Genomic DNA, 23,927 nt, shown 5'->3' on the forward strand with positions numbered 1-23,927 from the left:
CGTCAGTTCGCTGCCAGGAGAATTTTTTCCGGGCTCTCGACACGGGATCGGGCACGTCCGATCCAGACACGAAGCAGCGCCAGCAGGAGATCCAGATCGACGGGTTTGGCGATGTAGTCGGAAGCCCCGGCATCCAGACATTTTTGCCGATCCCCCTTCATCGCCTTTGCGGTGACGGAAATCAGCGGGATATGAGCAATCGCCGGTGTGCCGCGAATCCGCCGCATCGTCTCGTAGCCGTCCATCTCCGGCATCATGATATCGATCAATGCCACGTCGACATCGGGCGCCTGTTCAAGAAGCGCGATGCCATCACGGCCCCGCTCGGCATGCAGAACCTGTATGTCATAGGTCTCCAGAACACTCGTGAGCGAATAAATGTTACGAATGTCGTCGTCGACGATGAGAACTTTCGCCCCGGCGAGATCGGACTTGCCGTTGTGTTCAGTTCCTGCCCAGGCCTCTTGGCGACCTTCTCCCGGCAGCGTTGCCGAAATATGCAGCGCCAATTGAGCGAAGTTCTCCGCCCGCGGTGCTTCCGCCAAGGCCGGGTTCAATGCCAGTACCTGTTCAAGCGCGTCCGGGTGAGGTGTAAAGAACAGCAGCTGCGGCAAGGCTTCGCCGAATTGGCCGGTGATCTCGTCCAGCGCCTTTGCGTTGTCCTTGGCGGAGCGTCCAAAGCCGAGCACGACGGCATCATAGAAGGCGAGGCCAACGTCTTCTGCATTTGCCGCAACACGACCGATCGCGGTGACCGACGTTACGCCGTCGCGGATTGCCTCGACCAGAGCCAGACGCCGCTCCGGGTCAGGGTCCACGACCAGAACGCGGCGCTGAACGCGGAGCTTCTTCGAGTGGATATCCTGAAACACCTTCATCAGCTCGTCCGAGGAAACGGGCTTGGTGGAAATGCTGGACGCCCCCTTGCGTGCGAGACTGTCGATGTCTTCGGCACCCGAGATGACATGGATAGGAATTCCCCTCGTCTTCTGGTCATGCCGCAGCAGATCGAAAAGCACCCAGCCATCGATATCCGAAAGTCCGAGATCAAGTGTGATTGCGTCGGGAACGAGCTTGCGGGCCAATGCCAGCGTGCCGGAACCTGCAGTCGACAGAACGCCTTTCAGCCCGGCCGACCGGGCGAGGCCAAGCAGCAACCCGCCAAAGGTCGGATCGTCTTCGACGATCAACACGATCCGATCGGTGGGTAGGATTGAATCGCGGTCGTCGATCAGCTCTGCCGAGGGCGGACTGCTGAGCAGAGCTGTCGCAGCAACCGCCTCCGCCGCCGGAGCCAAGGTCGACTGTACTGTCGTCACGCGGGGGCCGTCGAACGGGATGATGAGGGTAAATGTCGACCCCTTGCCCGGCGTGCTTTCGACCCGCAATTCGCCGCCAAGCAAGCGAGCGATCTCGCGGCTGATCGAGAGCCCAAGGCCGGTGCCGCCATACTTGCGGCTGGTGGTGCCGTCGGCCTGCTGGAAGGCCTCGAAAATCAGCTTCTGTTTGTCTTCTGGAATGCCAATGCCGGTGTCGGTGACGGCGATCGCGAGAGCCTTCACCGGCTGCGTCGCGCCATTGCGGCGGCCGGCCTTTTCAACCCGGAAGTTCAGGCTGACCTCGCCTTCCGAGGTGAATTTGAATGCGTTGGAAAGCAGGTTGAGGACAATCTGCTGCAAGCGTTTCTCATCTGTGCGGACCGTGTCGGGAAGCGCCGGATCGACCTTGATGGTGAAGCCAAGTCCCTTGTCGGCTGCCAGCTGACGAAAAGTTCGTTCCATATGCTGGCGAAGATGCGTCACCGGCATATCGTTGATGTCGATGGAAACAGTGCCCGACTCGATCTTCGACAGATCGAGGATATCGTTGATGAGGCTGAGAAGATCGGTTCCTGCCGAATTGATGGTGCGGGCGAACTCTACCTGTTTTTCGTTGAGGTTGCCGTGCTGGTTGGTCGCCAGCAGGTTTGACAAAATGAGCAGCGAATTGAGCGGCGTGCGCAGTTCGTGGCTCATATTGGCCAGGAATTCGGATTTGTATTTCGACGTGAGCGCCAGTTGCTCGGCTTTTTCCTCCAGCGCGCGTCGCGCCATCTCGATTTCGAGATTCTTGTTTTCGACCTGCTTCTTTTCGTTCTCGAGCAGCTGCGCCTTTTCCTGCAGCTCCTCGTTTGTCGCATGCAGCTCTTCCTGCTTTTTTGTCAGCTCGGTTTGACGCGCTTGCAATTCCGACGTCAGCAGTTGCGACTGCTTGAGCAGGCCCTCCGTGCGCATCGTCGCAGCGATGGTGTTGAGAACGATGCCGACGGATTCCATGAGCTGGTTGAGGAACGACTGGTGTGTGTCACGAAACTCGCCGAACGAGGCGAGCTCGATGACGGCTTTGACTTCATCCTCGAACAGGGCAGGCAGGATGATGACATTGGCTGGCGAGGCGCTGCCAAGACCAGATGTGACCCGAAGGAATTCTGGCGGCACATTGTCCAGCATGATGGCGCGCTTGTCGGCGGCACTTTGCCCAACCAGGCCCTCTCGCAGATCAAGCCGCTGCTTGATGGCAGCCTTGCTCTCGGCGCCATAGGAAGCCGCCAGCTCAAGATAGGATTCCTCCTCGTCGCGATTGGTGACGTAGAACACCCCATACTGGGCGTTCACCAGAGGAGCGAGTTCGGACATGATGAGCCGCGAGACGGTGGCAAGGTCGCGCTCGCCTTGCAGCATGCGCGAAAACCGGGCGAGATTGGTCTTCAACCAGTCCTGCTCGGCATTCTTCAGCGTCTGATCCTTCAGATTGCGGATCATTTCGTTGATGTTGTCTTTCAGCGCGGCGACCTCGCCGGAGGCTTCGACGCTGATCGAACGGGTAAGATCGCCCTTGGTCACCGCCGTCGAAACCTCGGCGATGGCACGCACCTGGGTGGTCAGATTGGCAGCGAGTTGATTGACATTGTCGGTCAGGTCGCGCCAGAGGCCGGCGGCACCTGGCACACGCGCCTGACCACCGAGCTTACCCTCGATGCCCACCTCACGGGCGACGTTGGTCACCTGGTCGGCAAAGGTGGCAAGCGTCTCGATCATGCCGTTGATGGTGTCGGCCAGCAGGGCGATCTCTCCCTTCGCGTCGACCGTCAGTTTGCGCCTGAGATTGCCTTGCGCGACCGCCGTCACGACATCGGCGATGCCGCGCACCTGATTGGTCAAGTTCGTCGCCATCAGGTTGACGTTGTCGGTCAGGTCCTTCCAGGTACCGGCAACACCTTCGACGCGCGCCTGGCCACCAAGCTTGCCCTCGGTGCCAACCTCACGCGCGACTCGGGTGACCTCGCCGGCGAAGGAGTTCAACTGGTCCACCATGGTGTTGATGGTCGACTTGAGCTCCAGGATTTCGCCCTTCACATCGACGGTGATCTTCTTCGACAGGTCGCCGCGCGCCACGGCGGTCGTGACTTCGGCGATGTTGCGCACCTGGCCGGTCAGATTCTCGGCCATCGAGTTCACATTGTCTGTGAGATCCTTCCACGTGCCGGCAACGCCGCGCACCTGCGCCTGGCCTCCCAACTTGCCTTCCGTGCCGACCTCGCGTGCCACGCGCGTGACTTCCGAAGCGAAGGAATTAAGCTGGTCCACCATTGTGTTGATGGTGTCCTTCAGCTCCAGGATCTCGCCGCGGACATCGACGGTGATCTTCTTCGAAAGGTCCCCGAGCGCCACGGCGGTGGTTACCTCGGCGATGTTGCGCACCTGGCCGGTCAGGTTGGCCGCCATGGCGTTGACGTTTTCGGTCAGATCCTTCCACGTGCCGCCGATGCCGCGCACCTGGGCCTGGCCGCCGAGCTTGCCATCGGAGCCGACCTCGCGCGCCACACGTGTCACTTCCGAAGCGAAGGAATTGAGCTGGTCGACCATCGTGTTGATGACGTCCTTGATCTGCAAGATCTCGCCCAGCGCGTCGACGGTGATCTTCTGGGTCAAGTCGCCGGTCGCTATGGCCGTTGCCACCTTCGACACGTCACGCAACTGCACCGTCAAATTGCCGGCCATGGCGTTGACGTTGTCGGTCAGATCCTTCCAGGTGCCACCGACGCCTTCGACATGCGCCTGGCCACCAAGCTTGCCTTCCGATCCCACTTCGCGGGCCACACGCGTGACCTCAGAGGCGAAGGAGTTCAGTTGGTCGACCATCGTGTTGACGGTGTCCTTGAGCTCCAGGATCTCGCCTTTGACGTCGACGGTGATCTTCTTCGACAGGTCGCCGCGCGCCACGGCGGTGGTGACTTCTGCGATGTTTCGAACCTGGCCAGTCAGGTTGGCGGCCATGAGATTGACGTTGTCGGTCAAATCCTTCCATGTGCCGCCGACGCCCCTCACCTCTGCCTGGCCGCCCAGCTTGCCTTCGGTGCCGACCTCGCGTGCCACGCGCGTCACTTCCGAGGCAAAGGAGTTCAGTTGGTCGACCATCGTGTTGATGGTGTCCTTGAGTTCCAGGATTTCGCCTTGCACGGCGACCGTGATCTTCTTGGACAGATCGCCCGACGCGACCGCCGTGGTCACCTCGGCGATATTGCGCACCTGACCGGTCAGGTTCTCGGCCATCGAGTTGACGTTGTCGGTGAGGTCCTTCCAGGTGCCGGCGACGCCGCGCACCTGCGCCTGGCCGCCAAGCTTGCCTTCGGTGCCAACCTCGCGTGCCACGCGCGTGACCTCGCCCGCGAATGAATTCAGCTGGTCCACCATCGTGTTTATCGTGGATTTCAGCTCGAGAATCTCGCCCTTCACGTCCACCGTAATCTTCTTCGACAGGTCGCCCAAAGCCACCGCGGTCGTCACTTCGGCGATGTTGCGCACCTGGCCAGTCAGGTTCTCGGCCATGGAATTCACATTGTCGGTCAGATCCTTCCACGTACCACCAACACCCTCAACGCGCGCCTGGCCGCCAAGCTTGCCTTCAGTGCCGACCTCGCGCGCCACGCGCGTCACTTCCGAAGCGAAGGAATTAAGCTGGTCCACCATCGTGTTGATGGTGTTCTTCAGTTCTAGGATTTCGCCCTTGACATCGACTGTGATCTTCTTCGACAGGTCGCCCGACGCGACCGCCGTCGTAACCTCCGCGATGTTGCGCACTTGCCCGGTCAGGTTCGTGGCCATCGCGTTGACGTTGTCGGTCAGATCTTTCCACGTGCCGGCGACGCCCTTGACCCGGGCTTGGCCGCCGAGCTTGCCTTCCGTACCGACCTCGCGCGCCACGCGCGTCACCTCAGAGGCGAAGGAGGCCAACTGGCCGACCATGGTGTTGACGATCTTGCCGATGCGCAGGAATTCGCCGCGCAGCGGTCGGCCATCAATTTCGACCATCATGGTCTGCGAAAGGTCGCCCTTGGCGACGGCGCCGATAACGCGCGCAACCTCAGCCGTTGGCTGAACCATGTCTTCGATGAGATCATTGACTGAACGGACACTGGATTCCCAACTGCCGGTGGCATTGCGAACCCGGCCGCGCTCGCCTATCCGCCCCTCCTTGCCGACGACCCGGCTCAAGCGCTCGAACTCGCGCGTCACTTGGTCGTTGAGGTCAGCGATCTCATTGAAAGTCTCAGCTATCTCAGAATCGAGGCCTTCATAAACATTGTCGATGCGGACGGAGAAATCGCCGCGCCGGAAGGCTTTCAGAGAATTCAGGATGCTTCGACGGTCCAATTGCTTCTTGGATGCCTGCACGGTCACAGCGCCACTCCCAGCCCTATGGATTTATACGGATAAAGTTGCCCCCGCGGCCAATGGTGGATCGCGCCGCAAGACCCCAAACGCGGCATCTTCAATTTTGTTCCATCGTGCCGTGAATTCCAGGCCGACGGTTGCGCCTTGGTTTGAACGCCGGATTTTCATGATGCGGTTGTGGATTTATCGTGCTTCAGCCGACCACGACACGTCATAGCCGTTTGCCATTGCCAGAGAGGCATGAATTGCGTTGCGCAACTCGGAAGGCGAGGCAGCCACCCGGTGGTCGAAGCTCACGGCAATTTTCTTGCCGGACATGGCATGGACCATAAGCCCGACAATTCCTCGTCGTCGCAGCGACACTCAGGAAACTTGCGCGGATTCCATCGACCGCAAACGCCGTCGACACAATGTCGTCAGCGCGATTGCCAGCGACTAGGTTTCAAGGTCAATGACTTCGCTTTTCAGCAAATCACCCTCCCAGCGGAAGGCCGACGGCAGAGGCGCCGGATGTCTCGCAAAGATTGCTAGATGCCGGCATCGAGTCTTCGGCGCTGTATCCTGTCCATTCTATGACGGTTGGCCGCGCTGTCGATAGCTCTGCAAGGCTTTGTACGCTTCCAGACACTGATTCACGCGAGCGAGCAGATCAGGCAATCGTGCCGTTCATATACGTTTTCCGGTTCACTGTAGTGCCGTCCGCCAACTGAAACAGTCCGCCCGACCAGAATGACGATTGTCGGCCCTTTCACTTGAAGCCCCCCAGATCAGCGAGTGAGTTGTGGCCAACACTCCAACACCTCCGCCATGCTGGCCGCCTCAATCTGCTCACTGAAGCGGGAATGGTAGACTTCCATCAGTGCGTCATGGGTCTGGTCGGCAGAGCTGCAGATGGCATCGGTGACGAGAATGACGCGAAAGCCACGATCGATGGCGCCAAGCACGGTCGCGAGAACGCAAACGTCGGTTTCGCCACCGGTGATCACGAGCGCACGCACGCCGGAGCCACTCAGCAGCGCGTCGAGCCGCCCCTCGGTCCAGGGCGAATAGACATGTTTGTCGACCACCGTCGCCGGCGGTACAAATCGTGCAAGTTGAGGCATCAGCTCGATCAGGCGCGGATCGATGTTGGAAAGGGTTACCTCCGCCCACCGACGATAGTAGTTTGCCCACATTCCCGGCGCCTCGCCCGGGCGGGCGGCAGGAATGAAGCGCGTGAACAGGGTACGGCTGGCATGTCTGGCGACCAGTTCTTCGATCGCCGGGACCACCTTTTCAGCCCACGGCACGGGCCAAGGTCCACCCGGCGCAAACAGGCGCTGCATGTCGACGCACAGATGCAGGCCATCGTCGCCTATTGGTCCGTGAATCAATCCTTGGGCGGCCACTGGTGGATTCCGTCGGGTTTGGGTTACTGGCCTGCCTGCCGCGCTGCATCGGCCTCAGCCACATCAACAGTGTAAAGCAATTCACCGTTTTCGTTGGATACCCTCACAAGCCACCCGGACAGAGCGTCCGTGCCAGGCTGCAGGTCGGCGAGAAGATCGATTGCGCAGCGGATAGCTTCGGACCGGGCCGCCTCAAGGCTCGCCATCCTCGACGGCGGTATGCGTCGGCTGGTTTCGCCATCGCGATACTCAAAGACATATACGTCGCCGGCGCCGTCGCTTGCAGAGGTTATCTCGACCTGGTCGAAATTGCCGTTGCTGCTCGCGTCATATTCATTGGCTGCGAGATCAAAGGTCGCTGTCTGGACCAGGATTGCCTTTGCGCGGGCAAGCACGTCATCTTCAGCTTGTATCCCGACGTTTGCCATGTCCACCGTAACGCAGTCGCCGCCCTCGCCGCAAAATATCACCCGGCGAACCGACTGCCCGTCTGGCGCCCTGGCATTCACCACTTCGGTCCGAACGACTTGCATGACACTCTCCTGCCTGTGTCTGACAATGTTCATGGTGCGCTTTCGGTTCCTGCGGATGCAGGCGCCGGCCCGGCTGTCGAGACCGACAGGACTTCCCCGCCGGACATTGACGTGCACCGAGCCCCCGCCGCAGGAACAATTCGAACGGAAACGCGTTGCCCTAGCTGGAAACGGGATAAGCGCAAAATGGCCGCGCCACGTGCTGCCTGGAAGGGCTTCTTGAAGGTTGGTTCGGTTACTTGCGGCGTGAAGATTGTCGGCGCAACCAGCGAAGCATCCAAGATCCATTTCAAGATTTTGAACCGCAAGGACGGTCTGCCGGTCAGGAGCGTCTACGCCGACGAGGAGACCGGAAAGCTGGTGGATGCAGCGGATCAGGTGAAGGGTTTCGAGATCGAAAAAGACGAATTTCTCCAGATCGAACCTGACGACATAAAGGCGTTGAAGCTGACGTCGAAGCACACGCTCGAAGTCGGCGAATTCGTATCGATTGACGATATCGATACGCGCTATCTCGAGAAGCCCTACTATCTGATCCCGGCCGACGGCGCCGCAATCGAAGCATACGGAGTGATCCGCGATGCCATGAAGAACAAGGGCGTGGCCGCTCGATCCTGCGTGGTGCTCTACCAGCGCGGCCGCGAAGTGCTGATTCAGCCCTATGGCAAGGGCATGGTGATGACCGAGCTTCGCAACCACAACGAAATGGTTTCGGAAAGCACTGTGTTCGATGGATTGGCCAAGCAGAAATACGACCCCGATCTGCTCGAAATCGCCGGCATGCTTATTGACAAAAAAGTGACGACCTTCGATCCCTCGAAATTTGAAGACACCTATGAAGACGCGCTGATCGCCATGATCGATGCAAAGCGCAAAGGCAAGAAGCTGCCGAAGCCCGCACCAAGGCCACAGGAGAATGTCATCAACCTCGCTGAGGTGCTGAAGAAGAGCCTCAAACAGGAAGGGCTGGCGAGATCCACAAAGAGAGCCTCACCGAAACGCAAGACAGCATAGTTGATAACTGCCCAGCCAGAAGGTCCGCACAGCAGCTCCAGCCGCCCTTAATAGCTCGGAACAATTCTCGCGGTTGCCCGTTGGCCACCAAGGACGATTCCTTATGGCCGAGATCAAGAACGTCGACAGGGCAGTCCTCAAAGAGCCAGAGGCAGCGGATGCCAACATTGCGCTCAAAGGAGCCGGAACGCAGGACTCTGATCGGGCGCCGACAAGCCCCAGGACCGCTGGCCATCGGTAAAAATACATGGGGTGTGAAAAGACCCTTTCGCCTCCAGACGCGGCGACGCGCGACCTGTGGCGGGCCGAACCCCACGCCCAAGCGAAACCCGGAGAATAGATGTGCCCCCCAAACCAGAGCCAACCGAAGAGCCGCCAGTGGATGCGCCGACGTGGACGCCGGACATACGCGAGCCTGAGCCGGATCTTCTTCCCGACGAAGTGCCAGTTCCTAATCCGGACGAGAACCGTGATCCGCCAAAGCGAGGCGTGGTGACAGACTGAACAACGAGTTTGGTCCGGCATCCTCCTGCAAAGGCGTTTATCTCGCCGCCGGGTTCAAGATCGCCAGTGAAATGCGACTGGATTTGGCTGCGCCGAATGCTTGACGGATTTGGTCTCGATGGTGTGGACCTGTCGACGCCTCGCCAAGCCTCATTTTCCAAGTATCTGTTCGAACGTGCATTGCTTCGGGCTTTTGTCAGGACGCCATCGCAGAAATTTGGTGCCATGACGGAAACGATCGCCGGTGACATGATCGAACCGCACCTCCGCCACCAGTTCGGGCCGCAATGGCTCCCATTGTCCGCTTCTTTCCGTGCTCCACCGACTGGGACCGCCCGGCGCTTTTCCCGTGAAGCCAGGAGCCGATCGCAAAGCTTCAAGTTGTCGCGTAAGCTTGGCCCTGTCCTCCCGGGCGATCGTCGAAGTGAACCCGACATGGTCGAGTTGCCCCTGGTCATTGTACAGGCCAAGCAACAGGGAGCCGACTTCACGCGAATTCGCCAGGTAGCGGAACCCTCCGACGACACAATCGGCCGTGCGCAGGCGCTTGACTTTGACCATGGCGCGCTCGCCGGGTCGATATTCGTCATCGAGAAGCTTGGCAACGACCCCGTCGGTCGAACCTTGTCCGGATTGGCCAAGCCATCTGCCTGCCGCCGCCAAATCACGCGTCGCCCGAGACAGTTCGAGATCCTTTCGCGCGGCCGACTTTACGAACAGTTCGAGTGCAGCGCGCCGAACCGAGAGCGGCTGCTGCATCAAGGCGCCCTCGGAGGTCGCCAACATGTCAAAGAGGATCAGCTTTGCCGGCGTCGCGACCGACAGTTTCCGGATCCTGCTTTCCGCCGGATGCAGCCGCATCTGCAAGGCGTCGAAAGAAAGAGAGCCTGCAATTTCGATGACGATCTCACCATCGACCACGAACTCTTTTGTTTTCAGTTCATGCAACATCGCGACGACTTCCGGGAAATACCGCCCTAACGGCTTGCCGGATTTTGCACGCAACTCCACGGCCGCGCCGGATTTAAAGGCCAGGCAGCGGAACCCGTCCCATTTGGGTTCGTATTGCCATCGGCCAGCATCGGCCGGCAACGTGTCGGCAGCCTTTGCTTCCATCGGCGCCGTGCTCAACGCCACGCCGAAAGACGATTTTACACTCGTCGGCAGATCGCGAGAGATGGCAGATTCGCCCGTCATGAAAGTTCCGTGGACAACGATGGAGATCGACTCAACGCAGCACTGGTGCCGGCTTTGGAAAAAATCATGCTCCAACAGGGTTAGGTCATGATGAGATTTCAACCAATCTCATCATGACCTGGGACGGTCTACTCGGCAGCCTGCATGTTGATCTTGCTTTCCGCCATTTCGGTGAGCTTGCGATCGGTCGCCTGCTCTTCTTTCAGGTTCTTGGCCAATACGTTGGCGCAGTCACTGCGGCCAAGCTGCTTGGCCCAGGCGATGAGCGTGCCATATCTGGTCATCTCATAGTGTTCGACCGCCTGCGCCGACGCTATCAGCGCCGCGTCTAGAACCTCCTTGTCGTCGACGTCGCCGCTCACATCGTCGGCTTCCTCCAGAATGCCGTCTATCGCCGGGCAGTTGACCTCCTTGGCCTTGACGCCATGCAATTCGAACACCTGTTCGACGCGCTCGATATGGCCTTTGGTCTGCTCGAGGTGTTTTTCGAATCCGGCCTTCAATTGCGGATCGGTTGCCTTGCCGATCATCTTCGGCAGCGCTTTCTCGATCTGCTTTTCGGCGTAATAGATGTCGCGCAGCGTGTGCACGAAGAGATCGTCGAGTGTCTTGATGTCCTTCGAAAAGAAGCCCATGGCCTTACCTTTCATTGTGCAGAAGTTCGGGTTCGGCGGCGGCTTGCCCGCCACCCGCGGAGGCCGGGAACTCGTCACGGCTTGCTGGTCAACGCACCGGTGCCGGAGGAGTTCCTGATTCCGAGCCGGCCGTTACTCCTTTTCGGGACGCTGCGGTCCATCTCCGGAGGAGCTTTGACCCGAACACACGTTCCATGGTCCAGGCGAGGACCCTCAGGGGCACGCCGGCGCGGAAAAACTGACGGCCAGGAGAGCCGAAACGTGCTGTGCGCCGCAAGCTCTCGCAGGCGATGGCTGCTTCGGCAGATGCAATGCCAGCGCCGGGCGCGCACTATTGTCGGGAGAACTCTTGGTCAAGTATGCGAAGGCCCTCTTCATATTTGGCCGCCGACGCTCCGACCTGCCTCGACTGCCAGATGTTGTCCTCCAGATCGGCGCGTTTTACGGGGAGCGCCACTGGGTTCGACGCAGCCCGCCGGACAAAGGCGAAATACTCCTCATCCGGCCTGCGCGACATGGCATCGACCGCCGCGGTAATTGTCGGTCCGAAGCCTGCTTCCTCGAGCTTGGCGCGGGTCCAGCCCTCGCCTTTCTCCAGAACGTCATGAAGGTAGGCAACAGTCTTCTGATCGATTGTCTCGACAGCGTCGACGACACGGCGGCAATGCTCGATGTAGGGCCGCCCGGTCTTATCGCGCTGCGACGCGTGAACCTCCTCCGCAATCTTTGCCGCCTGGTAGAAAATGCTCATCGCGCCTGTCGTTACCGTGATTGACTCTGGCTGATGAAACCTATTCGACGATATGTGGCGTGTGTCGCTTGTCCTCGGCAGGGTCGACATCGATACGGGCCTTTTCCGGATCGAAAGCGCCGTGACCTGCAATAGCCAGAGCAGCCGCATCGGGCGTTTCGTAGGCCCACATGAAATCATCGGAAGAACTGCCGACGGCGTGGACACGCCAGTAGCTTGCGGTGCCTTTGAGCGGGCACCGGGTGGTGGTGTCGGTCTTTTCGAAAAGATCGAAATAGATGTCCTCGAAGGGGATATAGAAAACGGGCTCGTGCCCGTCTTCACGCAGGACCTTCGCCCGCTCCGTAGCTGCGACGATGGCGTCGGAAAACCGCACCGTCACCGTGCCGGAAAACGGTTCTATGGCCAATCGGCCAAGGTGGTGTTGTGAAGTTGCGCCTGAAGTTTGCATTTGGATTTCTCCCTGGCGATTACCGCAAGATCGGTCATGCCTAGAGACGAAATGCGCGGCGGCGCTTCAGGTTCCGGCATGTCCGATGAGCTGAATGGCAGCCGGCCTTAAAGCGCCTACCGCCTGCCGTATCCAGCAGTACTCGTCAGTAAGGCGCGGTAAAATGCTCGTCCAGCCCATTCGAAGACTTTGGAAGGACGACACGGTCGTCGCTTCCGTGGAGCGTCAGGGCTGGCACCGAAATGATCTTCGCCGCCACTTGCCGGCGGGCGAGTTCGTGGCTGGAGATGCTCCAGCTGTTTGGCCGTCGTCAGCTGCCGCCTCATGTACGGGCTCCGGGGCGGCCTCAGTTGCTGCCAAGTGGGCCGCAAGGTCCCTATAGACCTTGTCCCTGCCGCCATCGTGTTTAGCGATCAGGCCAAGTAGGTCATGACGGCTTAGCTTTGCAATCTTCATTAGGAATTCGAATTCGTGCTTCGGAATCGAGGCTGCTAAGCGATCGAGTTTGGCCCGCCGGGTCTCTTTGGACACATGTGCTCCTATGTATCCAGGCAGCATGCGAGGCACGTATTCGGAGGCCCGCCATTGTCTTGATGGCGGGCCTTCGGGCGGCCGAAGCCGCTAGGTCCATCGGCTACTTGTTGCAATTTTGCACGGTCGAGGTCGTTGCGCCACTTGCAGTGTTGTTATCGATGTCATTGCCTGCGGCGTCCTTGCAACGGTCGGTCATGCCGTTCGATTTTGTAGTCGAGTTTGTGGAATTCGGATCGGTTGGCACGGCCGCATTCCCGCTGCCAGTGCCATTGCCAGCGGCGCCGCCGCTGCCAACAGTTCCAGTACCAGTTCCATTACCCGTGCCAGCCGTGCCGCCAGCACCCGTTCCATTTGTCTGCGCCAAGGCGGAACCGGCCAAGGCAATAGTTAGCACCGACGCGGCTAGAATTTTCTTCAACATTGGAGTCTCCGTGTTTGAATCGCCGAATTGCGATCGCTTTCCCAACGACAGGTTTTTCTCATTGTTCCCGGCGTAATGGATTGTGATCCGCAGCAGCCTTCGTCGAGGTGGATACTCTTGACGGCGCACGAATTGTGATGAGACCTGACAAGGGCAGGATGGGCTTTGTTCAACACCAAAGCGATATGTTGGGCGCGGCTGCATGCATCCGACGCGGATCGCGATGCGGAATGTGGGCAATACGGGTTACAACAGAAGCGGCGATCAGAGCTGCGAGCGAACCGGCCGCCTTGATGTTAGTCTGACGGTTGAATCTCAAGACCATTCCGACGCAGGAGCAGAACGCATGCCGGCTCGATCCGAAGGATTTACAATCGCTCTGGCTCACAACGGGGATGCACGAACGCAGGCGGCCGCTGCGCTCTATCGACACAACATCGAACAAACCGGAATCGATGACCGGGCAGTGATCGGCGCGGAGCTTACCGACCCCTCGGGAAAGATCTGGGGTGGAATTTGGGGCAGAACGGAACTGGGGCTCCTGTTTCTCGACATGTTCTTCTTGCCTGAAAAATTGCGTGGCCGATCCTATGGATCACAGCTTCTTATGGCGATTGAGGAGGAAGCCATTAGGCGCGGATGCAAGAGAGCCGTCGTCGAGACGAGCAGTTTCCAGGCGCCTCAATTCTACCGGCTTCATGGGTTTGAGGAATTCGGCAAAGTCGAATTCGTTATTCCAGGACATGCCCGCATCTTCCTTCGCAAGAACCTGCAGCAATCTTTGCGGAGGCGCCATCTGCACGAACGGCTGTTCGCCGGCAAAATGCCGGCGCCTTAGCCCTCCCGAGCCGTAGCCATCTACTCCCGAAGGTCCTTTTGCCCTTTCCATCCAGGAAGCTCGGTCATCGGGCATAGCAGCCGCGGTCGCGCCGGATCGGAGATATCGAGTTTATCCCAGGGAATGCGGTACAGGCCGTCGCGGCGGCGCAGCCGAAAGAGGTCGAGCATCGCGATGCCGATGGTCGAAGCCGACAGACGCTCGAACGCGGCGTAGATGCCAACGTGGAATTCAGTAACGACGAGCTCGTCGCCACGCTGTTCGGCGAGAATCTCTTCGATGTGACCGATGCTCTTTCCGCGCTGCGAGAGCACGCGTCGCCCGGCAAGATGTTCGAGGTTGACTGTCCTCATCATCACGCTCCTGGGATGCGCCCGATGACATGATCGCGCAACCAGTCCTGCCAGGCGAAAATCGACGTCTCGCCCACCTCGATGTCACATTCGATGTCGAGCCCGTTGTCCTGCACCTTTTTCCACGCAATCCTGTGTGGCACGGCGTGGCGTTTGCCACCCACCCTCGTCGTCAGTTGCGCCATCCATTCCCCGGGCCGCGCGCCAAGGCGGCGCGCCAAAGTGATGGAGCCGAGTTCTATCGCGACAATCCTTGGTGGTTTGCCCAGCCGCAACTCAGCCACCACTCCGTCGACCTTGCCGATCTTGACCCGCCGGCGGTCGAACACCTGCTTGTCCAGGAGATCACGCATCAATTCCATCATGTGCCTCCGAATATCTGCAGCGGAATTGTCACCACGGCGAGCACGAAGGCAAGCGCGATAATGAAGACAACGGCGGCATTCGAAATGATGCCGTTGCGATGTTCGCCGACATAGCGTTCGTCATTCAGCAGGAAGAGAAATGGAACTACCGTCAGCGGAAGGCTCGCCGCCGTTACCGCCATGGAAAAGATGGTCAGCCTCAGTGGGTCGAGGCCAAGCATGATCGGAATGGCGGCCAAAAACAATGATGCCGTATAGACGGCACTGAAGCCCGGATCATCGCGCGGCTTGCGATCCTCGCCCCAGGTCCAGCCAAAGCCCTGTGCCACCAGATATGCCTGTTGCAACCCGACTTCGAGTGCGGCGCCGAAACAGGCAATGGCTAGCGAGGCAACGAATAGAACGAACCCCCAGAAGCCGAATATAGGGATCAGCATCAACGGCAGTTGGTGATAGTCGTCCACCTGGTCGATGCCGTGCGTCGCGAGAACGAGAGCAGCGATGATCAACACGCCGATCGAAATGGTCCCACCGAAGGTCATGCCCAGCCCGGCGATGGCACGATTGGCCCCAAGGTGGCTTTCATCCCACTTGTCCTCGATAGCTCCCGAGGAATAAAACATGAAAAGATAAGGCGATATCGAGGCGCCGAGAATGCTGGCCGCCATGAACCAGTAATTGATGGCATCGTGAGCCGGCAGCGAAGGCACGGCGCTGCCAGCGACCGCTGTCCAGTCGGGCTTTAACATCACCGCACCAACCACGAAGCACAGCGTCACGAGGCCGAGGACCGAAACGCCTTTCTCGATAAAGCCAAACGTGCCTTTCCACAGCAGCAGCCATGCCAGCAACGACACCGGCAGTGCCCACCACTGGAAGCCTATGCCGGTGGCAAGTTCGAGTGCGATGGCCACACCGCCGATCTCAGCGGACAGCACCATGAAATTGACGAGAAGGACGACGAGCAACGGCCATAGGAAGACGTTGAACCCAAATCTTTCACGAATGCCCTCTGAGATCGTGTGATGGCTCATCGCGGCGAACCGACCGGCCATTTCAACCAAAAAGATGATGCATATGGTGCCGAGAACTATGGCCCAGATTAGCTGGAATCCGAAGGCGGCACCCGCCTGCGCCGCCGTAGCCATCGACCCGACTTCGAGGAAACCTCCGACACTGGTGACGACGCCAAGCGATATTTCCAGAAGCTTCTTCACGGCTTTGGTCCGAAAGCGCTGGTGTAAGCGGCGGCGAGCGAGCGCATGGCCGCCCGAAGATCCTGTTGTGCGCTTTCCACCTCAGTGCGATTGTTCACCCGCAATCCCGCCTCGGCATGCGCCACCGCCACCGACAAACTGTTGACTGCTGCCGTCAGTCCTGCTCGCCCGGCTGGTTCAGCGGTCTCGGCCGATCGAATTTGCGCCTCGACATCGGCCAGCGTTTTTCCGACCGAGTGCAGTGCGGCCGTGGCATAGGCGGACGGTGCCGCTCCCTCCACCCAGGCATCCAGCACCATCGATACGGTCTGTGCCGCGGAGGCCGCTGTTCGTGATTGCTGCGCCACCTGATTGGAAGACGAGCATCCGGCCAACCCGGCTAGAATCAGAAGCAAGCACAGGCAGCCAACCGGAAAATGACGGTCGTTATGGGGTACAGCGCGCGTTGGATGCGCCACGCGGATTTCCTCCCCGGCCCGAACCAACTGCGTCCGGCATCAATGATCTAGAGCGCTCGGAGAGCTCGTCAAACGAAACCGACGACGAGCCTGTGAGGTCGGCTAGTCCAACATCCCGGACAGCCGTTAAAAGAGGGGGCCCGCGCTTCTCTTTGGCGCGGAGAAGCGCGGGCAGATCGGGCTGAGGGGATGACCCGATCGCGCAGCATCAACATGGGAGGGCAACAACGCTGCACGGTTCGAACTTGCAACCGGGCCACTTGTTCCAACTTCAACTGATCCGTTCTGAGTACTCAATCCATGCGTTTGGGGGCCTTTTTGAAGGTAGGCCATCGCGAGTTCTCATGGCGTAGAACGGTTTTTGTCGCAACGGCCCATCCATGAATGCGCGCAACGACCGCGATGACGACCGTCGCCTGACCGTCATGACAGCGCACGATCAATCCAGCCCAAACGCCGCGGAACAATTGTGCCCGCTCGTGGTTCCGATCGCACGAAGATGGAGGATATGATGACGGACGCCAAACTCGCTGTGGTGACCGGCGCCTCGAGTGGCATCGGAAGGGAACTCGCAAAGCTGTGCGCTAAAGACGGCTACGACCTGATCATCGCCGCCGACGAGCCGGCTATCCGGCAGGCGGCAGAGGCACTTGAGACCCACAATGTAACGGTCGAAGCCATTGAGGCCGATCTGGCGACCGTCGAGGGCGCCGATCGGTTGATCTCCCAAATCGGCGATCGCGATATCGACCTGTTGTTTCTCAATGCGGGACGCGGGCTCGGCAACGGCTTCGTCGACCAGGACTGGCGAAAAGTCCGCCGGATCATCGACACCAATGTCACCGGAACGGTCTATCTGGCGCATGAGCTCGGCGCCAAGATGGCCCGGCGAGGCCGCGGGCGCATCCTGTTCACCGGATCGATCGCCGGCTTCATGCCCGGCACATTCCAGGCCGTCTACAACGGCACGAAGGCGTTCATCGATTCCTTCTCGATCGCGCTCCGCCATGAGCTGAAAGATAGCGGCGTGACGGTCACCGTGCTGATGCCTGGCCCCACGCAGACGCGATTCTTCGAGCGCGCTGAAATGATGGATACCAAGGTCGGCTCCGATGAAAAGGACAATCCGGCCGATGTCGCCAAGACGGGTTACGAGGCGATGATGGCCGGTGATGAACAGGTCGTCAGCGGTTGGAAAAACAAGCTGCAGGTCGCCGCCGCGCATGTCACGCCGGCAGGCACCTTGGCCGAACAGCACCGTAGGATGGCCGAGCCGGGGTCGGCGTCCAGCGACTGAGCCAATATTCGCGTCATCAAAAGGGCTGGCATTCCCAAGGCCGCATGTGCTGCGCGAGGCAATCTATCGCTGCCGCGAGGGGCGGCACCATCTCGGTTCCCGGCGTCTATGTTGGTCTGGTCGATCACATCCCGTTTGGCGGCGATGAATAAGGGACTGGCTTTCCGGATGGGCCAGACGCATACGCAACGCTACCTGGAACCTTTATTGGCGATGGTCCAGAACGACGAAATCGATCCCTCTTTCTGATTACCCACCGGCCGATCTGGAAGCAGGGCCGGTCTGTACAAGACGTTCCGCTACAATCAGGAGGTTGTGTCAAAGTGGTGATGCGGCCTCACGGCCGAGACGGGCAAGGCGAGCGACACCTCACTGCAATCACAAGGGAACATTCGCGTCGACGGCCGGTTAGGTGCCACTTCCGTAACGGTCACCTGCCGTCAAAGCGAGCCCATGATGAACCACGACCAGCATGACAATGTACCAGACGCAGCGCGTAGACTTGTCGCTGGAAGCATGGCGGGAGGAATTCTCGCCGCTTATGCTTCCACGGCGTCAGCCGATACGGGAACAGTGCCTGCTAAAGCAGGCCCTGCGAGCCCGATGCTCAAACAGAATCCGGTGACGCAATATCCCCAGCCGTCTTTCAAGCCACAGGAACAGAAGTGGCCGGGTTTGGCCAGCAAGATGGTGCCGCGCCCGGATCACGGCGAAACGACCTACAAGGGACCAGGCAGGCTTGCCGGTCGCAAAGCGCTGATAACCGGCGGCGATTCCGGAACCTGTCGTGCGGCGGCGATTGCATTCGCGCGCGAGCGTGCGGACGTTGCTTTCGGCTACCTCCCCGAAGAACAGGAAGACGCCGACGAACTGGTGGACCTAATAAAAGCGGCAGGTCAAAAGGCTTGCCGGCGATATCCGCAATGAGGCCTTTTGCAGAAAGCTGGTCGATGAAGCAGCAACGCCCCTCGGCGGTCTCGACATCCTGGTCAGCAACGCTGCCCGCCTCACTAGAGTCCACGGTCCTCAAAAAGGGCCGCCAGGCCCACCGCTCCTTAGGCGTGGTGGGCTTTCAGTCTGTCTACAGGAGGAACCAATGGCTGGCGATGATATAGAAAGAAGGCGACTGCAGATGTTGATCGAACAATATCTGGAGACCCGTAAGCGACGGCACGATTTCGTGTCGATCGCGAATGCCGAACTCGCGATCAAGGCTGTCATGCCGCATTGCCCGGTGTCGAGCGCAGCGTTGGCAGAGATGATTGCCGCTGGCGCCGTCACTTACGGCCTTGGCGTCCTATTCGACGCGAGGAAAACCGAGGGCGAACTGCCCGTTGTTTGATAAGCTCACACGGCTGACCAATCGTCGCGCGGTGGCGAACTTTCGCCCAGCGCTGGAGTACGCCAGACCGCGAGCATGCCAATCGTGCCGGCCGGATCGCAGGCACTTGCCGGCGACGCCGGCTCGGGCCTGGACCCGAATGTCGTCGCATCTCTGGTGAAAAACCAGTGTCTTTGTGCAGTTATCGGGCTTCTCGTTGGGTTGGCACCGTTCCGCTGTCCTGGTGTCTTGCCAAAGCTGTCGGTTGAACACCGAGCATATTTCGCACGGCCTCGAACAGCGCGGCAGCCCACACGGGTTTTGACAGCATCTTGTGATGACGCAAATCTTGCGGGATGTCGGATGCCGTGTACCCACTGACGAAAACAAACGGAATTCCGCGTTGCGCTAGAAGAGGGACAAGGGCAGCGCTGGTCTCGCCGCCGAGACCAATGTCCAGGACCGCAGCAGATATGACTTCACTCTCGATCAGCTTTTTCGCGCGAGCAACGGACGGCACTGGCCCGGCGATGGCGAAGCCGGCCTCTTCCAGGATTGCGCGGTGCTCCTCCGCGACCAGCCATTCATCTTCGACGACAAGGATACGAGATGCAGTCACGTTTCGCTCTCCCGATGATCAAACGGAAACTCAATCCGCAAGCTCAAACCATCGGAACCGAAAGATGTTTCAAAATTTCCGCCAAGCCGATACTCAATTTCGCCCTTCACCAGCGAAAGACCAAATCCCGTCTTCTCAGGCGGACTGACAGCGGGACCGCCGCTTTCTAACCATTCGAGCTGAAAACCGTGATCCGACGCCGACCAAGTCACGGACACCACGCCGTTTGGCACGGACAAGGCGCCATATTTTCCAGCATTCGTGGCAAGTTCATGGATCACCATGCCAAGCGACAGGCCCTGCTGAGGCTTGAGCCGAATGTCCTCGCCTGTGGTGTTGATGCGTTCCAGCCCGAACGGCTCGACTTCCTGCCGCACGATTTCCTCGACCGAGACCTCTTTCCAGCTTTCGCGCGAGAGCACTCCGTAGGCCCGCGCCATGGCGCGCAGGCGACCGATGAGCGCTTCGGCGAAAGCCTCCGAAGAGGGAGCATTTTTCAGGGTCTGACTGGCAATGCTGACCGTAACAGCCAGCATGTTCTTGACCCGATGGTTGAGTTCCGAGATCAATACCCGCTGGTGGGCTTCGGCTTCAGCCATGGTCGTCACATCGACAAAGGTCACCACCACGCCCTGGATTTTCCGCGCGCTGTCGCGGTAGGGGATCAGCCGCACGAGATAGTGGATGCCGTTGCTATCGCGCGGCAGCTGGTGCTCGATCATCTCGCCGGCCCTGAAAACCTGGGCAATATGGTCGCGCAGGTGCGGATAATCGAGCCGGCTGGCAAGATCGGTCAGCGGTCTTCCGATGTCGGTCGGCAGCAAGTTGAAGAACGAAGACGCCGCCGGCGTGAAGCTGCGGATAACCAGCTTGGTATCGAGAAAAACAGTCGCGATCTGTGTGCTCTCGAACAGGTTCTTCAGATCGCTGTTGGCACGATCGAGATCCTCGATCTTGGAAACCAGTTCGGCATTGATGGTGTTCAATTCCTCATTGAGGGACTGCATTTCTTCCTTGGAGGCCTCGAGCTCCTCATTGGAGGACTGGGCTTCTTCGTTGACCGAGACGAGTTCCTCATTGGAAGATTTCAACTCCTCCAACGCGGTCTCATATTCTTCGATCGTCGATTGCAGGCGCTCGCGCGTATCGCGGAGCTCGCGTTCGAAATCAGCAATCCCAGATGCCACCGGCTGTCGAACCTTTAGAGCCTCCAGCCGCGGCTGCGGCTGGCCCACCGGCTCGAACAGGACGAGAAACAGCGGCTCGCCGCTGCCGCGATCAGTCAAGGGCTCGATCGTCAATGTGACGAATTGGACACGATCTTCATCTTCTTCAATGGCTATCGCTTCGCGCACAACCGTGCGCCGGCCCTCGGCGGCTTCCCGCAAAGCGCCGCGCAATTCCAGACGCAGGCCGCTGCGTGCCATTGTGAGCAATTGTCTGCTCGGCACCCCTTGCGGCGGCTCGAGATATTTGCCGGTTCGGACCGAGTAATAGACGACATCTCCATCACCATTGACGACGACGTGAGCCGGAGCGAAGCGTTCGAGAACCTGCGCTTCAACGGTTTGCCTTAGGGAATAAGACAAGCCGCGGCGGGCATGTGTGTCATTGGCGCTGGAAAAGTTGGTTGCAGGCGCAGCATTCAACAAGATCGGCAGCCGCGGCGGCGCCGAATGTTCTCGTGCCTTGAAGATCCGTTGTTTCTTGTCGACCGGTGCAAACAGGTCGGCATGCTGGCTTATGCTTTCGGAGGTGCCAAGGAACAGATAGCCACCGGGCTTCAGCGAATAGTGGAAGGTCGGAATAACCTGCTTTTGCACATCGGGGCCGAAATAGATCAGGAGGTTCCGGCACGACACCATGTCCATGCGCGAGAAGGGTGGATCGCGGATGACGCTGTGCGCCGAGAAGATGCAGAGATCACGTACGCTCTTGCTCAAGATGAAACTTGTGCCGTCATTGCTGAAGAAGCGTTCGCGACGTCCAGGCGAAACGCCCGCAAGCAATGACTCCGGATAGCGCGCCGAACGTGCGATGCCCAGCGCCGCGTCATCGATGTCCGTGGCGAAAATCTGGATGCGCGGCACAGCCGAAAGTGTATCCATATGCTCGCGCATCAGCATTCCGATCGAGAAGACTTCCTCGCCGGTTGCGCAGCCGGGCACCCAGACGCGGATCGTATCGTTGGCGTCCTTGCCTTCGAAAAGTTTGGGGATGACGGTTTCTTCCAGGGTCTTGAAAGCGTCCGTGTCGCGGAAGAAATTTGTCACGTTGATCAGCAGGTCGCGAAACAGCGACCGCACTTCCTCCGCATTTGAACGAAGCAACTCTATATAGGCATCGATCGCGGTGTTCTGCGTCATTTGCATGCGTCGCCTGACGCGACGCAAGAACGTCTTGGCCTTGTAGCCCGAGAAATCATGTCCCGAATGGCTGCGCAGGATCGCGTAGATTTCCTCCTGGCCCTTGCGGAGTTTCAAAGCACTGGCCTTGCCATCGTCAGCTTCAAGCTCGTCGAGCAGTTCAAAGCTGTGGGCAAATTCCATGAGTTTCGCACCCATCTCATCGGCTGGGATGGCGATATCGATCAGACCGGAACTGATCGCGCTGCGCGGCATGTCGGGATTGCTCGGACCCGACTCGTCGGAGAGTTGCGCCAGCGTCAGGCCGCCATTCTCCTTGATTGCCTTGATGCCCAACGTACCGTCGGAATCGCCGCCCGACAGGACGACGCCGACGGCGTATTCGCCCTGATCCTCGGCCAGCGCGCTGAAAAAGATATCGATGGGCTTGCGCTCCCTGGACACGGAATTCGGTTGGCGCAGCTTTAGGCTGGAATTTTCGATGGTGAGGATCGCGTTGTGCGGCATCACGTAGACGGTGTCAGGATGGATACCCATTCCATCTTCAGCGACACGAACCGGAATTCCGGTGTAAAGCGCAATCACTTCGTGCAGCAGACTTTCCCGTTCGGGGCTAAGATGCGTGACGATCACGAACGCCATCCCGCTCGAAGACGGCATCCCGCGAAAAAATCCCTCCATGGCGGCAATGCCGCCCGCAGAGGCGCCAATACCGACTATGGGGAACCTCGGCAGCTTTTGCATCAATTGTCCTGCTTCAGTGAAATGCAACGCGGCAGCGCTGATTTCGATCCAATGTGTAAACCGTTCCTGGTCGAATTCCCATCCCGCACCGCCGATCGCCACGGAACCGATGGACGCGACCGCCGTTTAAAGCCCGGAGGGCTGCTATGTTATTAGGCATGCGAATTCTGCTCGTCGAGGACGAATTCTTGCTGGCAAGCGAACTTGCCTCTTATTTCAGCGATTGTGGGGCGACCGTTTTGGGGCCGGTGTCGTCAGTCAGCCGGGCTCGACGATATATCGATTCAGCGGATGGGGCGGTGCTGGACATCGACCTCAACGGTGAGACTGTTTTTCCCCTCGCCGACGAGCTGACGGACAGAGGCATCCCGTTCGTATTCTTCTCCGGAAACGATCAGATCACCCTGCCGGAGCGGTTCCGATACACCCAAAACCTCTCCAAGCCGGCCGGGTTCAGGACGGTTGCCGGGATCCTCGCCGCGCAATCAACAGCGCTTGGTGAAGACAACGTTTTCCGCGCTCTTCCAAAACTGAGGCTGTCCGCGCGGCTGCTGCTGGGCGACCCACAGGCGGCCGATCGCCTCGTCGAACGGACATTGAAGGCGGCGCTGGAGGAGCGGTTGTCGACGCGGCATGACCTTCCCTTGAGCGAATGGCTCAACACGCTCATGGAGGAGGTGCTCCGCAACGACAGGTCTGGCATTATGAATTAAGATTGTCCGACAGTTTGCCGCAGACCGCTCCGTCGACCGCCCCCCACCCCAGTACCCTCCGCCAAGAGTGCTTCGCTTCGTCTTGCAAATACGGCCGCATTCCTGCTAGAAATCCTCGTGGCCAAACCTCCGCAAACCAAACCTGACTCATTCCGCGATCCTGTTGAGGGCGACGCACTCGCAGCGCTGCTCGACGAAATCGCGGAAGAGGAAACACCTGAACGGCTGTTGAAGCTCGCCCTTGAGCTGCAGCAGCAACTGCTGTTGTCAAAGCAGCTGAAAAATCCCAACTGAACGGCCTGCAGCTAGGCATCTTGATGTGCCTCGAGTTCCACGATGGCGTCATCGCCTCGTTCGCCAGACCGATGCTGCTGCGGTAATCTTTCTGCGCTCGATGTGGGCGAAACCCCAGTCTCAATAGCTCAGCGGTTCCTGCGCCCAGAAGGCCCTGATCCCATCATGACGCCGATGAGACCAGGAAGATCAGGGCCAAC

General features: G+C 59.3%; 21 protein-coding genes and 1 pseudogene. 7 read left to right on the top strand and 15 right to left on the bottom strand.

Annotation, left to right across the window (positions count from 1 at the left end):
- Positions 1–2: 2 nt before the first annotated feature.
- The 4 genes from NKI05_RS16010 to NKI05_RS32255 form a co-directional block, all read right to left on the bottom strand.
- Entirely contained in the window at positions 3–5,714 is a 5,712-nt protein-coding gene (locus NKI05_RS16010) for a HAMP domain-containing protein (RefSeq protein WP_031195793.1), read from the bottom strand.
- A gap of 183 nt (positions 5,715–5,897) precedes the next feature.
- Positions 5,898–6,032, bottom strand: coding sequence for a hypothetical protein (locus NKI05_RS16015; RefSeq protein ID WP_280790991.1), 135 nt, complete (start codon positions 6,030–6,032; stop codon positions 5,898–5,900).
- Positions 6,033–6,481: 449 nt separating this feature from the next.
- The gene (locus NKI05_RS16020; RefSeq protein ID WP_023687850.1) at positions 6,482–7,102 is read right to left on the bottom strand and encodes a cysteine hydrolase family protein; all 621 of its coding nucleotides are present in this window, start codon (positions 7,100–7,102) and stop codon (positions 6,482–6,484) included.
- Between the two features lie 23 nt (positions 7,103–7,125).
- Entirely contained in the window at positions 7,126–7,923 is a 798-nt protein-coding gene (locus NKI05_RS32255) for a DUF6894 family protein (RefSeq protein WP_460221764.1), read from the bottom strand.
- Here NKI05_RS32255 and ku point away from each other — a divergent pair.
- Positions 7,822–8,649: a non-homologous end joining protein Ku gene (gene ku / locus NKI05_RS32260; RefSeq protein ID WP_023681176.1), complete on the top strand. Its 828-nt coding sequence runs from the start codon at positions 7,822–7,824 to the stop codon at positions 8,647–8,649. The genes NKI05_RS32255 and ku overlap by 102 nt on opposite strands.
- 654 nt (positions 8,650–9,303) lie before the next feature.
- On the opposite strand, the gene NKI05_RS16030 is transcribed toward ku, so the two are convergent.
- The 5 genes from NKI05_RS16030 to NKI05_RS16050 form a co-directional block, all read right to left on the bottom strand.
- Positions 9,304–10,350: an ATP-dependent DNA ligase gene (locus NKI05_RS16030; RefSeq protein WP_023815880.1), complete on the bottom strand. Its 1,047-nt coding sequence runs from the start codon at positions 10,348–10,350 to the stop codon at positions 9,304–9,306.
- A gap of 128 nt (positions 10,351–10,478) precedes the next feature.
- Positions 10,479–10,985: a YciE/YciF ferroxidase family protein gene (locus NKI05_RS16035; RefSeq protein WP_023668075.1), complete on the bottom strand. Its 507-nt coding sequence runs from the start codon at positions 10,983–10,985 to the stop codon at positions 10,479–10,481.
- A gap of 331 nt (positions 10,986–11,316) precedes the next feature.
- A complete protein-coding gene (locus tag NKI05_RS16040) occupies positions 11,317–11,736 on the bottom strand; it encodes an HD domain-containing protein (RefSeq protein WP_023681173.1) in 420 nt (139 codons plus the stop codon).
- Positions 11,737–11,776: 40 nt separating this feature from the next.
- Entirely contained in the window at positions 11,777–12,187 is a 411-nt protein-coding gene (locus NKI05_RS16045) for a DUF427 domain-containing protein (RefSeq protein WP_023725490.1), read from the bottom strand.
- Positions 12,188–12,821: 634 nt separating this feature from the next.
- The gene (locus tag NKI05_RS16050; RefSeq protein ID WP_031195797.1) at positions 12,822–13,142 is read right to left on the bottom strand and encodes a hypothetical protein; all 321 of its coding nucleotides are present in this window, start codon (positions 13,140–13,142) and stop codon (positions 12,822–12,824) included.
- A gap of 202 nt (positions 13,143–13,344) precedes the next feature.
- On the opposite strand from NKI05_RS16050, the gene NKI05_RS16055 reads away from it, so the two are divergent.
- Complete coding sequence (locus tag NKI05_RS16055; RefSeq protein WP_352792644.1) at positions 13,345–13,980, top strand: GNAT family N-acetyltransferase; 636 nt, start codon at positions 13,345–13,347, stop codon at positions 13,978–13,980.
- Positions 13,981–14,000: 20 nt separating this feature from the next.
- On the opposite strand, the gene NKI05_RS16060 is transcribed toward NKI05_RS16055, so the two are convergent.
- The 4 genes from NKI05_RS16060 to NKI05_RS16075 are packed head-to-tail and all read right to left on the bottom strand — an operon-like array spanning position 14,001 to position 16,373.
- Positions 14,001–14,333, bottom strand: a complete 333-nt coding sequence (locus NKI05_RS16060; RefSeq protein ID WP_023681169.1) for a hypothetical protein — start codon at positions 14,331–14,333, stop codon at positions 14,001–14,003.
- 2 nt (positions 14,334–14,335) lie between these two features.
- On the bottom strand, positions 14,336–14,698 hold the full coding sequence (locus tag NKI05_RS16065) for a hypothetical protein (protein ID WP_245261918.1): 363 nt from the start codon (positions 14,696–14,698) through the stop codon (positions 14,336–14,338).
- A complete protein-coding gene (locus tag NKI05_RS16070) occupies positions 14,695–15,915 on the bottom strand; it encodes an NRAMP family divalent metal transporter (RefSeq protein ID WP_352792647.1) in 1,221 nt (406 codons plus the stop codon). The genes NKI05_RS16065 and NKI05_RS16070 overlap by 4 nt, the downstream gene beginning before the upstream one ends.
- A complete protein-coding gene (locus tag NKI05_RS16075; RefSeq protein WP_050586847.1) occupies positions 15,912–16,373 on the bottom strand; it encodes a hypothetical protein in 462 nt (153 codons plus the stop codon). Before NKI05_RS16075 ends, NKI05_RS16070 begins: the two co-directional genes overlap by 4 nt.
- A gap of 499 nt (positions 16,374–16,872) precedes the next feature.
- On the opposite strand from NKI05_RS16075, the gene NKI05_RS16080 reads away from it, so the two are divergent.
- The 3 genes and pseudogenes from NKI05_RS16080 (at position 16,873) to NKI05_RS16090 (ending at position 19,012) form a co-directional block, all read left to right on the top strand.
- A complete protein-coding gene (locus NKI05_RS16080) occupies positions 16,873–17,670 on the top strand; it encodes an SDR family NAD(P)-dependent oxidoreductase (RefSeq protein WP_023696321.1) in 798 nt (265 codons plus the stop codon).
- Positions 17,671–18,273: 603 nt separating this feature from the next.
- Positions 18,274–18,676, top strand: a pseudogene (locus NKI05_RS16085) (SDR family NAD(P)-dependent oxidoreductase); the annotation flags it as partial.
- Positions 18,677–18,766: 90 nt separating this feature from the next.
- Entirely contained in the window at positions 18,767–19,012 is a 246-nt protein-coding gene (locus NKI05_RS16090; RefSeq protein ID WP_023725497.1) for a hypothetical protein, read from the top strand.
- Positions 19,013–19,193: 181 nt separating this feature from the next.
- On the opposite strand, the gene NKI05_RS16095 is transcribed toward NKI05_RS16090, so the two are convergent.
- Positions 19,194–19,610: a response regulator gene (locus NKI05_RS16095; RefSeq protein ID WP_352792649.1), complete on the bottom strand. Its 417-nt coding sequence runs from the start codon at positions 19,608–19,610 to the stop codon at positions 19,194–19,196.
- The gene (locus NKI05_RS16100; protein WP_352792687.1) at positions 19,607–22,720 is read right to left on the bottom strand and encodes a CheR family methyltransferase; all 3,114 of its coding nucleotides are present in this window, start codon (positions 22,718–22,720) and stop codon (positions 19,607–19,609) included. The genes NKI05_RS16095 and NKI05_RS16100 overlap by 4 nt, the downstream gene beginning before the upstream one ends.
- Before the next feature lie 158 nt (positions 22,721–22,878).
- On the opposite strand from NKI05_RS16100, the gene NKI05_RS16105 reads away from it, so the two are divergent.
- Both NKI05_RS16105 and NKI05_RS16110 read left to right on the top strand, forming a co-directional pair.
- Positions 22,879–23,433 (top strand): response regulator, encoded by a 555-nt coding sequence (locus NKI05_RS16105; protein ID WP_050588792.1) that lies wholly within the window; start codon positions 22,879–22,881, stop codon positions 23,431–23,433.
- Between the two features lie 117 nt (positions 23,434–23,550).
- A complete protein-coding gene (locus NKI05_RS16110) occupies positions 23,551–23,727 on the top strand; it encodes a hypothetical protein (protein WP_023681160.1) in 177 nt (58 codons plus the stop codon).
- Positions 23,728–23,927 lie beyond the last annotated feature (200 nt).

The organism is Mesorhizobium sp. M0771, assembly GCF_040320155.1.
In the GTDB taxonomy this organism is placed as follows: domain Bacteria; phylum Pseudomonadota; class Alphaproteobacteria; order Rhizobiales; family Rhizobiaceae; genus Mesorhizobium.